This is a genomic window from Algihabitans albus (genome assembly GCF_003572205.1).
GTDB lineage: Bacteria > Pseudomonadota > Alphaproteobacteria > Kiloniellales > DSM-21159 > Algihabitans > Algihabitans albus.
In genome coordinates this window covers 817,631-833,830 of the sequence record NZ_QXNY01000002.1, presented here as the reverse complement: position 1 = coordinate 833,830, position 16,200 = coordinate 817,631, and the positions used below count along the sequence as shown (strand labels likewise).

The 16,200-nt window shown below is 67.6% G+C and carries 10 protein-coding genes; 9 read left to right on the top strand and 1 reads right to left on the bottom strand.

Features of this window, described 5'->3' with window-relative positions:
- The first annotated feature begins 13 nt into the window (after window positions 1–13).
- The 7 genes from DBZ32_RS05515 to fghA all read left to right on the top strand — a co-directional run bounded on the left by DBZ32_RS05515 (window position 14) and on the right by fghA (window position 8,366).
- Window positions 14–1,477, top strand: a complete 1,464-nt coding sequence (locus tag DBZ32_RS05515) for a proton-conducting transporter transmembrane domain-containing protein (RefSeq protein WP_119166067.1) — start codon at window positions 14–16, stop codon at window positions 1,475–1,477.
- Window positions 1,470–3,872 carry a DUF2309 domain-containing protein gene (locus tag DBZ32_RS05510; protein WP_119166066.1) on the top strand — a complete coding sequence of 801 codons (2,403 nt, stop codon included), beginning with the start codon at window positions 1,470–1,472 and terminating at the stop codon, window positions 3,870–3,872. The genes DBZ32_RS05515 and DBZ32_RS05510 overlap by 8 nt, the downstream gene beginning before the upstream one ends.
- 40 nt (window positions 3,873–3,912) lie before the next feature.
- Complete coding sequence (locus DBZ32_RS05505; RefSeq protein WP_119166065.1) at window positions 3,913–4,275, top strand: DUF190 domain-containing protein; 363 nt, start codon at window positions 3,913–3,915, stop codon at window positions 4,273–4,275.
- Window positions 4,276–4,500: 225 nt separating this feature from the next.
- Window positions 4,501–5,463, top strand: a complete 963-nt coding sequence (locus DBZ32_RS05500) for an NAD(P)/FAD-dependent oxidoreductase (protein WP_119166064.1) — start codon at window positions 4,501–4,503, stop codon at window positions 5,461–5,463.
- The gene (locus DBZ32_RS05495) at window positions 5,460–6,218 is read left to right on the top strand and encodes an SDR family NAD(P)-dependent oxidoreductase (protein WP_119166063.1); all 759 of its coding nucleotides are present in this window, start codon (window positions 5,460–5,462) and stop codon (window positions 6,216–6,218) included. The genes DBZ32_RS05500 and DBZ32_RS05495 overlap by 4 nt, the downstream gene beginning before the upstream one ends.
- Window positions 6,219–6,325: 107 nt before the next feature.
- Window positions 6,326–7,438 (top strand): S-(hydroxymethyl)glutathione dehydrogenase/class III alcohol dehydrogenase, encoded by a 1,113-nt coding sequence (locus DBZ32_RS05490; RefSeq protein WP_119166062.1) that lies wholly within the window; start codon window positions 6,326–6,328, stop codon window positions 7,436–7,438.
- Between the two features lie 70 nt (window positions 7,439–7,508).
- A complete protein-coding gene (fghA, locus tag DBZ32_RS05485; protein WP_119166061.1) occupies window positions 7,509–8,366 on the top strand; it encodes an S-formylglutathione hydrolase in 858 nt (285 codons plus the stop codon).
- Here fghA and DBZ32_RS05480 read toward each other — a convergent pair.
- Window positions 8,363–9,541: an aromatic ring-hydroxylating oxygenase subunit alpha gene (locus DBZ32_RS05480; protein WP_162906580.1), complete on the bottom strand. Its 1,179-nt coding sequence runs from the start codon at window positions 9,539–9,541 to the stop codon at window positions 8,363–8,365. The genes fghA and DBZ32_RS05480 overlap by 4 nt on opposite strands.
- A 267-nt stretch (window positions 9,542–9,808) precedes the next feature.
- Between DBZ32_RS05480 and DBZ32_RS05475 the strand changes: the two genes are divergently transcribed.
- Window positions 9,809–11,665 carry an autotransporter assembly complex protein TamA gene (locus DBZ32_RS05475; protein ID WP_119166059.1) on the top strand — a complete coding sequence of 619 codons (1,857 nt, stop codon included), beginning with the start codon at window positions 9,809–9,811 and terminating at the stop codon, window positions 11,663–11,665.
- Between the two features lies 1 nt (window position 11,666).
- A complete protein-coding gene (locus DBZ32_RS05470; protein ID WP_119166058.1) occupies window positions 11,667–16,058 on the top strand; it encodes a translocation/assembly module TamB domain-containing protein in 4,392 nt (1,463 codons plus the stop codon).
- The last annotated feature ends 142 nt before the right edge of the window (window positions 16,059–16,200 follow it).

Below are 16,200 nucleotides of genomic sequence, written 5' to 3'. Positions count from 1 at the left end.
ATAGAGCCAGCCAATGGCGGCTCGGCCCGTCATCGCTTGCAGTAAGATGGGTATGTCGCGGATGATTCGGGTGCTGACCTCCTTCGTGTGGCTGCTGTTTGCCGGCAGCTCCTGTGCCGCTCTCGGCCTCTGGTTCTCGGACGCCGAGGCCTGGACCGCCGGCCCGCTGCGGATCGACGCGCTGGCGCTCCTCCTGGCCATCGCCGTGACCTTCGTCAGCGGCATCGTTCACGCCTTCTCCCTGCGGTACATGGATGGCGATGGGCGGATCGGCGCCTTTTTCGCCAGGCTGACGGTCCTGACCCTGGTTGTCCTGCTGCTGATCACCGCCGATCATCTGGTGCTCTTCGCGCTGGCCTGGGCTGCGATGGGTTTGTTGCTGGCCGATCTGATCGGCCACGTCCGGACTTGGCCGCAAGCGCAGGCGGCGGCACGCCTATGTCGCCTGTGGTTCCTTGGCGGCTCCGCCGCTCTGGCGACGGGGTTGGCGGTCTTGGCGATTGCGACCGGAGAGACCTCGATCTTCGCGGTCGCGGCGGTCGCTCCCACGCTGTCGGGTCCGGTTCTGGCCTTGGCGCTGCTGCCACTGCTTCTGGCGGCCGCGATACAGTGCGGCCTCTTTCCTTTCCACGGCTGGCTGCTCTCCTCGATGACGGCGCCCACGCCGGTCTCCGCCTTCATGCATGCCGGGCTGGTCAATGCCGGTGGGATTCTGCTGGCACGCTTCGCGCCCGCTTTCACGGCGCAGGGCGAGATCATGACCCTGGTCTTCCTGCTGGGCGCGGTCAGCGCTTTGGCCGGCAGCCTCTTCGCCCTGGTCCAGTCGGACGTGAAGCGCGGGCTGGGGGCCTCCACCGTCGCGCAGATGGGCTTCATGGTCATGCAGTGCGGCCTCGGTTTCTATGCCGCCGCCATGGCTCACCTGATCTTGCACGGCCTTTTCAAGGCCAGCCTCTTCCTGAGTGCCGGCTCCGCGGTTCGCCGGGTCGCCCCCGAGACGGTCAAGCCCGGACTCGACTTGGCCGGACTCGCCATCGCGGTTCCGGCCGCCTTGGTCGCGGGCCTGCTGTTCGCGGCCGTCAGCGGCAAGGCGCTCTGGCCGGCCGATTCGGGACTGCTTCTGGTGGTCTTCGCGGTGCTTGCCGCGGCTCAGGCCGCTCTGTCCCTCAAGGGCTGGTCCCATCTGTCCCTTGCGAAGCGCCTGGTTGCCTTGCCGCTGGTACTCGGGCTGGCCGCACTGGTCTACGGCGTCACGGTCGCGCTGGCCGAGATGGCGCTGTCCGGCGTACCCGGCACCACCGCACCGCAGCTCTTGGGACTGCCGGAGCTTCTGGTGGCCTTCGTCTTCGCCGCCGCCTGGATCGCTTTCGGCGCCGGCCTGCATCGCAAGAGCGGTTGGCTCTACACGCGTATTCTCAGTGCGGGCCAACCGTCTTCCGTCACCGTGACCGCCCGTCGGGAGGCCTACCGTGCCTGATCAAGCAAGACTCTTCGCACAGCTCGAGAACGCTGCCGCCACCATCACACCCTATTGGCCGCTGCAGAGTTTCATCGCGGCGAACCCGATTCAGGGGCTCGAGCGCCTATCCTTCGAGGAAGCGGTCGAGCTGGGCACCGACCTCTTTGGCGGGCGCGGCTACCCGAACGCGGTCTCCGTCCGCCGGGCCTTGTCCGACGGCCGGATCGACCGCGATGTCCTGCAGGAGGTCGCCGAGCGTCACGACCGGCCCGACTTGGTTAAGGACGGTCCGGCCGATGCGCTAGCAACCGCTTCGACGAAGCCTGCGGCGACGCAGGTCAACCGCCTGCTGATCAAGTGGCTGGCGGCCTTTCTGGAAGAAGGCCAGGCCGGCTGGCCGATGCCGGGGCGGGAGCATGGCTTCTGGCGTGCTTGGCGAAATCTGGCCGTTCACGATCGTGACCTGCCCGAGCGTGCCGAAATCGGACGGCTACCCGAGGAGCCTCTCGCGGCCCTGGCCGAGCTGATGTCCGGCGTGCCGGAGGCGGAGCGCGAAGCGGTCCTCACGAAGCACCTGGTCGCCCTGCCGGGGTGGTCGGGTTACGTCAAGTGGCGGGCTGGGCAGCGGGCGCATCCCTGGCAGCAGGCCGCCCCGATCGCGCTGGTCGACTACCTGGCGGTGCGACTGACCCTCTCGCGCCTGTTCGGCGAGCGGGAACCGGTCCCGGCATCGAACGGCACGCTCGCCCCCGACGGGGCGGTATGGCTCGAGGCTTGGGAAGAAAGCTACCGGCGGCCCTTGCTCGAGCGGCTGCAGCGCTCGGCGGACACCAAAGATCGGCGCGAGTCGCCGCCGGCCGCACAGCTGATCTTCTGCATCGATGTGCGCTCGGAGGTCTTCCGTAGACATCTGGAGGCCGTCGGGCCCTACGACACGCTGGGTTTCGCTGGCTTCTTCGGCCTGCCGATCGCCCATCAGACCTTTGGCTCCGCCACGGCCGTGGCTTCCTGTCCCGTGCTGCTGGAGCCGAAGCACCTGGTGCAGGATACGCCCGCCGGCGGCCACGAACGACAGGCCGAACGGCATCTGCAGGGGCGCGCGCACCTGACGGGCGTCAAGACGCTGACCGCTCAACTCAAGGAGAGCGTCGCCACACCCTTCGCCTTCGTCGAGACGGCCGGCGGGCTGTTCGGGCTCGCCATGGCCGGGCGTACCCTGATGCCGAAGCGTTTCTCCGACCTGTTGGACCGGCTCCGCCGTCGGGTTAGCCCGGACGCCAAGCTGGCGCCTCAAATCGCGCTGACGGCCTGCGGACCGCGCGAGGAGGACGTGAGCGGTTTCAGCGATGCCGAGCGGATCTTCTATGCCGAAGCCTCGCTCAGCATCATGGGTCTCACCCGGGACTTCGCGCCGCTGGTGCTGCTCTGCGGGCACGGTGGCGAGACGATCAACAATCCCTTCGCCGCCGGTCTCGATTGCGGTGCCTGCGGCGGCAACCACGGCGGCCCGAACGCCCGCGTCATGGCGGCAATCCTGAACGATCCCGTTGTTCGGCGCGGACTCGTCGAGCGCGGCATCGAGGTCCCCGAGACCACGCTGTTCCTCGCTGCACAGCACAACACCACGACCGACATCGTGACGCTGTTCGACCCGGAGGTTGGGCGCGCGGCCCATCCGGAGATTTTCGCCACACTGCTCAAGGACCTGGGGCGGGCGCGTTCCGCGGCCTCGGCCGAACGCTGCCGCCATCTGCCGGGGGCTACCGGCGACAGTCTCTCGGCGGTGAGCGCGCGGGCGACCGACTGGGCGCAGGTCCGGCCCGAATGGGGGCTGGCGCGCAACGCGGCCTTCATCGTCGGTCATCGCGACCTGACCCACGGCCTGGACCTGGAGGGGCGTAGCTTCCTGCATTCCTACGACTGGCAGAGCGATGCCGAGGGGCAGGCGCTCGAGGTTATCCTGACCGCTCCCATGGTTGTGGCCGAGTGGATCAACACCCAGTACTATTTCTCGACTGTCGACAACGTCGCCTACGGTGCCGGATCGAAGATCACCCACAACGTGGTCGGCACCTTCGGTGTGATGCAAGGCAATGCCAGCGATCTCATGACCGGACTGCCGGCTCAATCCGTGATGGCCGCCGACGACCGAGGCTACCACGAGCCTCTGCGGCTGATGACCGTCGTCGAGGCCCCGCTTGCTCGGGTCGAGCAGGTGGTGCGCCGCAACGACATCCTGAAGACCCTGTTCGGCAACGGCTGGGTGGCCTTGGCTGTGCTCGACCCCGAGACGGGTCTGCTGTCCCGTCGCGGTCGCAACGGGACCTGGGCGGCCGCGTTCCAGACATCCTCCGAGCGGCAAGGCGCCCCGGCTTCCCAGACGGCCGCCGCACCGACGCCGCAAGTCGCCTGACGTCCTTCGAATTGCCCAACGCATAACAGAGACGGACACCATGACATTCGAAAACACCGACCCCGATCTGGTTTTTCACCCGCTCAAGAAGATCGAGATCATCGTCAAGGGCGATAAGAAGCAGTTCGTCTCCGACCTGCTCGACCGCTCCGGTGCCAAGGGCTACACCCTGGTGCGCGACGTCGCTGGCATGGGCGAGCACGGCTTTCACGAAGGCCGCTTGCTGTTCAACGACCAGGCCAGCCTGGTGATGTTCATGGCGGTCGCGAGCGACGAGACCATCCGCCGCGTCGCCGCCGGTCTCAAGCCCCTGTTCGAGAAGAATACCGGCGTGATGTTCATCTCCGACGCCAGGGTCGTCCGGCTCGAACACTTCCTGAAGAAGGAACAGGCTCTGGGGTGACGCCGTCGCGTTTCTGAGTGTTTCGGACTGGGCGAAACGTGGTTCGGCCATATCTTCGGGTCCATGGCGGATTTCGGCAACGGCTCTCACGATCTTCGGCTCCACGAGGCGGCCTCTTGTGCCGGTTCCTCCGGGACGCTCTCAGCCCAGGTCTTTCCGGATCGAAAGGCGGTTGAAGAGGCGACGCGGGCAGAGATCGACCCGTCGGCGCGGATCGTCTAGTCCATGACCCTGTCCGTTGCCGTTGTTGGCGCCGGCCTCGCCGGCCTCATCTGCGCCCGCCATTTGGCCGCCGGCGGTTCAGCCGTCACCCTGTTCGAAAAAAGCCGTGGTCTCGGCGGCCGGCTTGCCACGCGCCGGGTGGGCCAAAGCCTGAGTTTCGATCACGGCGCTCAATTCATCACGGCGCGCGGCGCGGCCTTCCGGGCGTTGCTGCAGGACCTCGAGGCGGCCGGCGCCCTTGCGGTCTGGCGGCCGCAGATCGTTGGGGCGAAGGCCGGGCGGCGCAATACGACCTGGTGGGTCGGCACCCCTGGTATGACGGCCTTGTTCCGTCCGCTCGCCGAAGGTCTCGAGCTGCGGCTCGCGACACGCGTCCTCGCGGTGACCGAAGGCGCGGAAGGCCTTCGGCTTGGCCTGGAGGGGGACGAAGCGGCGGGCCCCTTCGATCGTTTGGTGCTTGCGATCCCTCAGATCCAGGCGGCGGAGCTGCTGGCCGGCAGACCGGAAGCCGACGCGCTGGCGTCCGTCCGGGTCGCGCCTTGCTGGACCGCCATGCTGGCCTTCGCCGAGCCTTTGAAGACTGGCTTCGACGTCCGGCAAGCGGACGACGGCTTGCTCTCCTGGATAGCCCGGAACGCGTCGAAGCCAGGGCGCGATCCCGCAGCGGAGACCTGGGTCCTGCAGGCCGACCCCGACTGGTCGGCCGCGCACCTGGAGCAAGAGGGCTCGGAGGTTCTGGCGGAACTGACGTCCACTTTCGCGGCTGTTGCCGGACCTCTTCCGGCGGCGATCCATGCGACGGCGCACCGTTGGCGCTATGCCAGGACGGTTACGCCGCTCGGCCGCCCCTTCCTGGGTGAGGATCGGATTCTCGTCGGCGGGGACTGGTGCCTGGGCGCTCGCGCCGAGGCGGCCTACGACAGCGGTCTCGCGATGGCCGAGGCCATTCTCGGGAAGGGACCATGACCGGCGAACATCTCCCCAGCTACGGCGATGGTCTCGAGGTCGCGGTCTTTGGCGCGACCGGTGGACTCGGCACCGCCTTCGTGCAGGCTCTTGGGGCCGATCCAGCCGTGGCGCGAGTCCATGCCCTGTCGCGCCATGTGCCGGTCGAGCTGCCGGAAAAGGCGGTCTGGCACCGCTGCGATCTGACAGATGAAGACAGCGTCGAAGCGGCGGCGCAGTCGGTGAAGGACGGGGCCGGCGCGCTCCAGGTGGTTCTGGTCGCCGTCGGTCTGCTGCAGGACGAGGGTCTGGGCGTATCGCCGGAGAAGACCTGGCGGCAGGTCGACCCCCAGGCGATGCTCGAGGTCTATCGCATCAACACGGTGGCGCCCGCCCTGGCCGCGAAGCACTTCCTGCCGCTGCTCGACCGGACCCGGCGGGCGACCTTCGCGGCGCTCTCGGCGCGGGTCGGCTCGATCGAGGATAACCGCTTCGGCGGCTGGCACAGCTACCGGGCGTCGAAGGCGGCGCTCAACCAGCTGTTGCGAACCTTCGCCATCGAGTTGGCGCGGCGCTGCCCGACGGCCTTCTGCATCGGCCTGCACCCCGGCACGGTGGATACCGGCCTGTCCAAGCCCTTCCAACGCAACGTTCCCGACGGTCAGCTTTTCTCACCGGCCTATTCGGCCGGCAAGCTGCTCGCGGTGCTGGACGCGCTGGGTGAGGGCGACAGCGGCGGGCTCTTCGCCTGGGACGGGACGCGAATTCCTTACTAGAGGACGCTCTGGGGCATCGACGCGACGCGGTTCTGTCGGCACACTCTCGATCAAGCAAAAAGCCGACAGCGATGTGGGCCAGCAGTGATTTGGGGAGGTCGAAGCCCGTGAAGACAGTTGCCGCCGTGGCCTACGAGGCCGGAAAGCCGCTCGAGATCGAAGAGGTGGATTTGGAGGGACCGCGCGCCGGCGAGGTCCTGGTGGAGATCAAGGCGACCGGTGTCTGCCACACAGATGCCTACACCTTGTCGGGCGCCGATCCCGAGGGCGCCTTCCCAACCATACTGGGCCATGAGGGCGCCGGTATCGTGCAGGAGGTCGGACCTGGCGTGACCTCGCTGAAGCCCGGCGACCACGTTATCCCGCTCTACACCCCGGAGTGCCGGGAGTGCGAATACTGCCTCAATCCCAAGACCAACCTGTGCCAGAAGATCCGTTCCACCCAGGGCCAGGGCGTGATGCCCGACGGCTCCAGCCGTTTTTCCAAGAACGGCAAGTCCCTGCTGCACTACATGGGGTGCTCGACCTTCGCGAACCACACGGTGCTGCCGGAGATCTCGTTGGCCAAGATCCGCTCGGACGCGCCCTTCGAGAAGGTCTGCTACATCGGCTGCGGCGTGACCACCGGCATCGGCGCGGTGATTTTCACGGCGAAGGTCGAGGCGGGGGCCAACGTCGTGGTCTTCGGGCTGGGCGGCATCGGCCTCAACGTGATCCAGGGCGCCAAGCTGGTCGGTGCCAACATGATCGTGGGCGTCGACGTCAACCCTGCCAAGCAGGAGATCGCCCGCCAGTTCGGTATGACCCATTTCGTCAATCCGAAGGAAATCGAGGGCGATATCGTGGGCCATCTGGTGGAGCTGACCGGCGGCGGGGCCGACTACAGCTTCGAATGCATCGGCAATGTCGAGTTGATGCGCCAGGCGCTGGAGTGCTGCCACAAGGGCTGGGGCCAGTCGATCATCATCGGCGTGGCCGGCGCCGGGCAGGAAATCGCGACGCGGCCTTTCCAGCTGGTCACCGGACGCGTCTGGAAGGGCACGGCCTTCGGCGGCGCCCGCGGCCGGACGGACGTGCCGCGGATCGTCGACTGGTACATGGACAACAAGATCAATATCGACGACCTCATCACCCATGTGCTGCCCCATGCCGAGATCAACGAGGCCTTCGAGTTGATGCATCGCGGCGAGTCGATTCGCAGCGTCCTGACCTACGACTGAGTGAAGCTTCTCGACTGCGGGCCTACCTACCGCTGACTGACCGGAAATCCACAAAAGGAGATCGGCCGCGATGGCTGTGACGCTGCGTAGCGAACATGCCTGCTTCGGCGGGACGGTGGGCTTTTACAGCCACGAGTCGGCGGTGACGGGAACGGAGATGAATTTCTCCGTCTTCCTGCCGCCCCATGCCCGGTCCGGGGCCCAGCCGGCGGCGCTGCCGACGCTGACCTACCTGGCCGGGCTTACCTGCACGGAAGAAACCTTCATGATCAAGGCGGGCGCGCAGCGTCTCGCCGCCGACTACGGTTTGATGCTGGTCTGTCCGGACACCTCGCCGCGCAGAGTCGCGCCGGCCGAGCAGGACGGCGACTGGGACTTCGGTTCGGGCGCCGGCTTCTACCTCGACGCTACGGTCGAACCCTGGTCCCGGCACTTCCGCATGTACAGCTACGTCACCCAGGAACTGCCGGCCCTGATCGCGGCGGAATTCCCGGCCGATCCCGCGCGCCAGTCGATCTTCGGGCACTCCATGGGCGGACACGGCGCGTTGATCTCCGCCCTGAAAAATCCCGGCACCTACCGGTCTGTTTCCGCCTTCGCGCCGATCGCGGCACCCCTGCGGTGTCCCTGGGGCGAGAAGGCCTTCACCGGGTATCTGGGCGAGGATCGAAGCGCCTGGACGGCCTACGACGCCAGCGAACTGGTCAAGCAGGCCGAAGAGCGCTTGCCGCTGCTGATCGATCAGGGCAGCGACGACCAGTTTCTGGAAACGCAGCTCAATCCGGAGCTCTTCGAGGCGGCCTGCGCCGAGGCGGGGCATCCGCTGGAGCTGCGCCGACAGCCGGGTTACGATCACGGCTACTATTTCATCTCCACTTTCATGGCGGACCACTTGGCCCACCACGCCAAGGCTCTCGGCCTGATCTAACCCCCGGCCTCAACCGAAACCGTCTGCGGCTCGCGAGGCTCCGCGAGCCGTTCGGCGACCATGCGCTGGAAGGCCTGGCTGGTCTTCTCGAAGACCGGCGAGAAAACCGCACCCATCATGGCCGGCGAGGCGCAACCGCGGTGCAGGCGGCTGACGATATCCATATCCTCGCGGTTGATATCGGCGAAGACCTTGTGCAGCGCCGCCTTGGCCTCGGCGTAGCGCGGCTCCAGCGACTCCTCGCCGACGCTGAAGAAGTAGAGCCGCTCCTTCGTCTCGTTCGGTCCCTGAGGCGTCATCACGTAGGCGAAGAGAGAGTCGCAGTGCAAGCCGAGCAGCACGTTGGGAAAGAGCGCGGGGTACTCGCCACGCTCGGCCAGTTCCGCCGGCAAGCCCGGGAAGGTGGGCAACGGTCCGTGCGGGCGCGGCGGCGTGACCTTGCGACTGCCGACTCCCACGAAGAGGTCGCCGAAGAGTTCGAAGGAATGGTCGATCCCGGAAAAGCCGTTCAGGCTCGGATGCACCCAAGGCAGATGATAGCGTTCGACGAAATTCTCGATGGCCAGCTTCCAGTTGGCCGGCAGCAGGAAGTCCTCGGCGCTGCTGAAGCGCAGGAGCGAGAAGTCGTAAGCGGCCCAGCGCTCGGCCAAGGGTGCCAGCTCCTCGTCCAAGGAGGGCGCCAGCGGATCGAGGTTGACGAAGACCAGCCGGGCCCAGGTGGCGCAGCGCACCGGCTTCAGACCGTGCAGCGATTTGTCCAGCGTCGGCGAATCGTGGACGCCCTGGCCGCAGATGTGCGGTGTCTTCTTGAGCGTTCCGTCCAGTTCGTAGGTCCAGGCGTGATAGGGACAGGCGATGATCTTCCGCCGTCCCGGATCGGTGACGAGCAGGGCGCCGCGATGGCTGCAAATGTTGTGAAAGCAGCGGAGATATCCGGTTTGGTCGCGTACCACGAACAAGGGCCGGCCGGCGACTTCGACGGGCATGACGTCGCCGACGCGCGGCAGGTCGTCTTCGGCGCCGACACAAACCCAGGAGCCGGCGAAGATCCGTTCCTGCTCGAGGGCGTAGACGTCGGGATCGCCGAACATCCATCCCGGCAGGCCGCGGGCCTGCTCGACGGGCGCCGAAACACCGCTTAGCACGTTCACGAGGCTGTCCTGGGTCACTGGCACACCTGGAACTCCCGCAGTCATAGGGGCGTTTATCACGATCTGGAGGACAAACATGCCGTTCCGGCGCTGCAAGCCCTTGGCCGCACGCGACTTCTTCAACAATCTTTGCGACGTTTCATGCGGCTGACGACGGCAACTTGGCGGAGGTTCGGGCATTACGAAGGCGACCGCAGATTTGTTGGATTTCAGCCGCCGGTCCCGTACCGTCGCGCCATGGGTCTTTGGGGTTTGGTATCAGGGGGCGGCGGTCGGCGGCGCGCGCAGGGCATGCCGCTTTTGCTCGCCTTTGTTTGCGGGCTGACGGTTCTCGGTTTCGCGCGGACGGCGCCGGCTGCCGATACGGATCCGCGGCCCGAGCTGGGCAGTCAGCGGCAGACGGAGCAGGCGGCGCCGGCGCAGTCGGGCATCGATTACCGCTTCGCACTGGTCGGCGAGTTGCCGCCGGAGCTGCGCCAACTCTTCGACGAGGTCTCGCAGTTGGAGGATTTGCGCGAGCGCCGGCCTGCGACTCCGGCCGCATTGCGCGGTCGCGTCGATGCCGAAATTCGGCGCTTCGAGGCGGCGCTCAAGTCGGAGGGGTACTATGCCTTCACCCTCTCGAGCGAGATCGACACGGAGCGAAGCCCTACGGAGGTCAAGATTGCGGTCGCGCCCGGCGAGCAGTTCGTCCTGGCCGATTATGTCATCGTCTATCGGCCGTCCGAGCCGCTGCCGCCCGGCGACGAACGCCGCATTCCAAGGATGCCGGCGGATCTGGACCTGGAACTCGGCATGCCGGCGCGCGCGGCGCCACTGCAGGCCGCCGAAGGCCGGCTGCTGTGGCTGCTCCCGCGGTCCGGCTATCCCTATGCGACCATCGCGCAGACGCGCTACCAGGCCGATCACGCGCGCAGCGAACTGACGGCAACGGTCACGGTCGAGCCCGGTCCCCGCGTCTTTTTCGGAGCCTTGAGCGTCGAAGGTCTGGATGAGGTCGAGGAGGATTACATCCGCGAGCTTTCGGCCTGGAGGGAGGGTGAGCTCTGGGACGCCAGGACCTTGAGGGAGCTGCGCAACCGCGTGGCCGCCACGGATCTCTTCGAGACCGTGCTGCTCGACTACCCGGACACGCCGCCGGATGCCGAAGGCCCCGTGCCGGTGACTCTGACCTTACGCGAACGCCCGCACCGGACCATCGGCGTGGGTGCGGCCGTGACCTCGGGCGAGGAGATCGCGCGCGCCAAGGTCAGTTGGGAGCACCGTAACTTTCTGGGGAACGGGGAGTCGCTTCGGCTGGAGGCCATCGGCTCCTTTCTGCGGCAGGAAGCGCGCGCGACCCTTCGCCGGCCCAAATTCCTGCGGCTGGACCAGGCGCTGATCGCCCGGACGTCCTTCCTGCGCGAGGAAAGCGACGCTTTCGACGAAACCACCGCCGCCGCGTCTCTCGGCATCGAACGCTCGATCGGGGAGAATTGGACCGTGGCCCTCGACACCGCCATCGAGTTCAGCGAGCAGACCGACAGCTTCGGCACCGACCGCTTCACGCTTGTAGGCCTGCCCGGCAGCGTCGCTTACGATACCCGTGACGATCTGCTGGACCCGACCCGCGGCGTGCATATCACCTTCGGCGCCGCGCCCTGGATCAGTGTGGGCGAACGCGAAAGCCAGTTCCTGGTCGGGGAGACCAGCGCGGCGACCTACTGGAGCCCCTTCGAGAGTAACTGGGTCACCTTCGCCGGTCGTGCGCGGCTCGGGGCGCTTTTCCTAGAGGAGACCTCCTCCGTGCCGGCCAGCCGCCGCTTCTATTCTGGCGGCGGCGGTTCGGTGCGCGGTTACGAATTCCGCGCCATCGGTCCCCAGGACGAGGATGGCGATCCTGAGGGCGGCCGGTCGGTGGCCGAGATTGGCATCGAGGCGCGGTTGCGCCTGACCGATACCATCGGCATCGTCCCGTTTCTCGACGGTGGACAGGTCTACGAAGATGCCTTGCCGGATTCCGATTTCGATTGGCAATGGGCGGCCGGTCTCGGTCTCCGCTACGACCTCGGCATCGGTCCCTTGCGTCTCGATGTGGCGGTTCCTCTGAATCCACGGAACGACGACGACTCTTTCGAGTTCTACCTCTCCATTGGGCAGGCCTTCTGAAATGGCGGAGGGCGATTTGAGAGCCGGGCCACGCCCCTCCCAGCCGCCGGGCGGCCGACGCCGCCGGCGCTGGCTTTGGTGGATCCCCGCAGCCTTGGTGGGGCTGCCGCTGCTGCTGCTTCTCCTGGCGCTGGCGGCTCTTCAAACCGGACCTGGGCGTGGCCTCGTGATCGACCTCGCCGAAAGCGCGGTGCCGGGATTGGAGATCGGTCGCCTTGAAGGTGCGCCGCCTTTCGAGACGATCGTGTCCGAGGTGACCTTGACCGACGCGGATGGGGTCTGGCTGTCCCTGGACCGAGGGCGAGTCGCTTGGGATGCCTTGGGACTGTTCCAGGGAACCCTCGCCGTCGAGGCGCTGGACCTGGGAACCCTGGAGGTGGTCCGCGCACCCCTGGCCGGCCCGCCGGTCGAAGATGCGGTGGCCGAGCCGGAGGGCGGACTTGTTCTGCCGCAAGCGCCTCCCGTCGGGTTGCGCCTGGACCGGTTCGCGGTGGATCGTCTGCTCTTGGGCGCCTCATTGCTGGGCGAGCGTCTTGAGCTCGCCGTGGAAGGTCGCGCGGCGGCGGGCGATGCAAGCCGTGTGGAGTCTCAATTGCGCGTTCGCCGCCTCGACGGCGAGGGGGCCATCATGGCCAGTGCGGTCTACTTCCCGCCGAGCGGGCGCTTGGAAGCGGACCTGGAGGCGACGGCACCGGCCGGCGGATTGGCCACGCGACTGCTTGACCTGCCGGGTGAACCGCCGCTCGCCGTGCGGCTCACTGGCGCCGGACCTCTGGAGGGATGGCGCGGCGACTGGTCGGTCGAAGCCGGCGAGGCCGCCCAGGCTTCCGGCGTTCTGACGGTCGAGAGTCTTGAGCCGCCGAGTCTTCGTTTGACCGGACAGGCGCAGCTCGCCGCCTTGCTGCCGCCGAACCTGCGCGTTCTGCTGGAACCGCAACTCGACTTCGCGATGTCGGCAAGCTACGGGGACTCTCTTGGCCTGGTCGTCGAGCGGTTCGAGACCGGCGCGGCCGCACTCGAAGGTTTCGCGGATCTGAACCTGGACAGCGAAGATCTCTCGGGACAGATCGAGTTGATTCTCGCCGACCCGGCCGGTTTGGCGGATCTCATTGCGCCGGCCAACCTGTCGGGCGGCCGTCTGTCCGTGATCGCAAGCGGGTCTCTCTCCGAACCCGATCTGCTGCTCTCCGGCGAGTTGGAGAGACTGGAGGCGTCCGGCTTCGAGACCCGGCGTTTGCGTGTGAACGGGCAGGTGATCGGGACCCAGCCGGCGACCTTCACCTTGGAAGCCGAGGCGGCCGGCCTCTCCGGACCGCCGGCCTTGGCGGAGGCGCTCGGCGACCGTCTGTCGCTCAGCGCGCGGGGGCAGGCCTCCGACGCCTGGATCTCTCTCGAACGCTTGATTGCGACGACCCCGGCGGCCTCCGTGACCGGCGACGGCACGCTCGATTTGACCGACTTCACAGCTGACGGCGCCCTGGCGCTGACCTACAACGACCTCGGCCGTCTGGCAGCGCTCACCGGTCTCGATCTCGCCGGTGCCTGGCAGGGCGAAGCCTATCTCGATCTGGCGGACAGCGGGTCGATCTCCGCGGTTTTGAGCGGCCAGGCGGAGGCGCTGCGGATCGGGCTCCCGGCGCTCGAGGCGCTGCTGGGGCCGAGCCCGATGCTCTGGGCCGAAGCGGAGCTGGGAGCGGATGGCGCTCTGATCCTCGAGAGTCTGCATCTCGACGGCGCGGCCTTGACCGTGGCGGGCCAAGGTCGCAGCGACGCCCAGGGACGGACTCTGGCGGCCGATCTGACAGCGAGCTTTCCGGACCTTGCTCGATTGCAGGCGGCGGAGCTTCCTCTGGCCGGGCAGGCGCGCATCGATCTTGCCGCCACCGGGAGCCTTGCCCGCCCGGACCTAACTCTCGAGGCGGCGGCACCAGAGCTTGTCTTCGACGGTCGCGAACTGCGCGACCTCGCCTTGACCGGGCGGATGGTCGGGCTGCCCCCGGAGCTGACCGGGCGGCTCGACCTGGAGGTCGGGACCCCGGCGGGTCCGGTTGCATTGGGCAGTGACGTCGCGATCGACGGCGAGCGCCTGCGGCTGGACGATCTGCGGCTTGCGCGAGGCGGCGACAGCCTGAGCGGGCGCTTGGCCATGCCTCTGGCTGGCCCACCGGCAGAGGGGAGCCTCGCGCTGAGAGTCGCCGATCTCGCCGCCTATGCTCCGCTCGTTCCGGAGTTGGCCGGCGGGAGTCTGGAGGGGACTCTCGACTTGATCTCCCGCACCGGCGATCAGGCCGCCGAGCTGGCGGTGCAAGCGCAGGGTCTCAGTCTCAGCGATGGCCTGGGGATCGCGACGGCCGAGGTGACCGCCTCCCTCGATGGGCTGTTGGCAACCCACTCGCTCCGCGCTGCCGTGCGGGCCACCGACCTGCGGGCCGGCGATGCGACCTTGACGGCAGTCGCGATCCAGGCCGAGGGCGGCCTCGCCGACCTGGCGATCTCGCTCGAGGCCGAAGGTGCGACGGCCGGACCTGAGCCGCGTGCCTTGGCACTGGCGGCGCAGGCGCGCGCGGTTCTCGAAGAACCTCAACAGCTCGATCTGGCACGCCTGGAGGCTCGCTACGGGGATCTGGAAACGCGGCTGCGTCAGCCGGCTAGCCTGACATTCGGCGCCGGGCGCCTTGGTGTCGAGGGCTTGCGCCTCGGCTTCGACGAAGGCGAACTGGACCTGGACGCCCAGGTCGAGAACGGGTGGATCGAGGCGGGGCTCGCGGTCCGCGACCTGCCTCTCTCGCTGGCGGCGGCAGCGGGCGCGGATCTGCCGCTGGAGGGCCTTCTGCATGCCGAAGCCAATCTGTCCGGCGCTCTTCCGCGCCCCGAGGGTCAACTCCGGCTGCGCACCGATGGGCTGCGGTTCGCGGAGCGGGTGGCCGAGGAAACTCTACCCTTGGCTCTGGAGGTCGACGGTCGCTTGACCCGAGGCCGTTTCAGTACGACGGCGCGGCTGTCCGGTTTCGCCGAGGAGTCGCTCGACGCGCAGGCGGAGCTGCCGCTGCTGATCACCGATGCGCCGCTCGGTCTGGTCTTTCCGCAAGATGAACCGGTCTCGGCCTCGGTCCGTTGGTTGGGGAACCTGGCGCCCGTCGTCGGTCTCTTTCCGATCGACGTCGTGCGCATCGAGGGGCAGGGCGAACTCGACATGACCCTGCGCGGCAGCTTGGGCAACCCCCAGGCCAGCGGTGCTTTGACCGTGACCGACGGGATCTACGAGAACTTTACGCTCGGGACTCTTCTGCGGCCGTTCGATCTGAGCGTGGAGGGGGAGGGCAGCCGTCTGGTTCTGCGCGGCTTCAACGCGCGAGACGGCGATGGCGGCAGCTTGCGCGCCGCCGGCTGGCTCGACCTGGCCGGCGACGTGCCGCGTTTCGAGGTCGAGGCCGAAACGAATGCGGCCATTCTGGTGCGCCGCGACGACCTGAGTGCCGAGATCAACTCGCAAATCTCCCTGTCCGGCGACCTCGAGGCCGCAAGCCTGACCGGCGATATCGAGCCGCAACGCATCGAAGTGAGCTTGGCTGGAGAACTGCCGCCTAGTGTCGCGACGCTCGACGTCGAGGAGATCAACACCGGCCGGCCCGAGCCGGCGGAGACGGAGGCGCAAGCCGGACCCGACCCGGGGCTTGCCTTTCTCGGGCTCGATGTCGGGATCTCGATTCCGGGCCGGCTGTTCGTTCGCGGCCGGGGATTGGACTCCGAGTGGCGGGGCACCTTCCGCCTGAAAGGGACGGCCGCCGCGCCGCAGTTGCGTGGCGATCTGCGGCCCGTGCGCGGCTTCTTCGACCTTGCCGGACGGCGCTTCGAACTTGAGCGGGGCAGCATCACGTTCGCCGGCGGCACCGACCTCGATCCGCAGTTGGACCTGACCACGGTCTACCGCGCCGACGGTTTCACCGGACGGATCGCGGTGACGGGACCGGCATCGGCGCCGGTCCTCTCGCTGTCCAGCGAGCCGGAATTGCCCAACGACGAGATTCTCTCGCGTATTCTGTTCGGTGAGGGCACGGCGCGCCTGTCGGCGGCTCAGGCGGTTCAGGTGGCCCAGGCCGCGGCGACGCTGACGGGCGGCGGCGGCGGCGGCCTGCTGGACGTCGCGCGCCAGACTTTGGGGGTCGATGTGCTGACCCTGGCGCCCGGCGCCGGCGAAGACGACCTGGGTCAGATCGAAGCCGGCCGCTATCTTGCCGACGACGTTTTCGTCGGCGTGCGCCAGGGCGCCACGCCCGGCAGTTCCAGCGCGGTCGTGGAGTGGGAGGTCACCCCCAATCTCACGTTGGAGAGCGAGGTCGGCGGAGCGACACGGGAAAGCAACGTCGGTTTCAGCTGGGAATGGGACTATTGATCCAAAAGGCTCCGGTCGAGCCAGCGACCGGTTTTACGGTTGGACTTCGCTTCCGCTTGTGACGATCACGCTCCAACTTTATGAAAGCGCGGGAGTTTCGCTGTGATGCTCTGTCGGAGCCAGTCCATCCGAAGCGATCCTG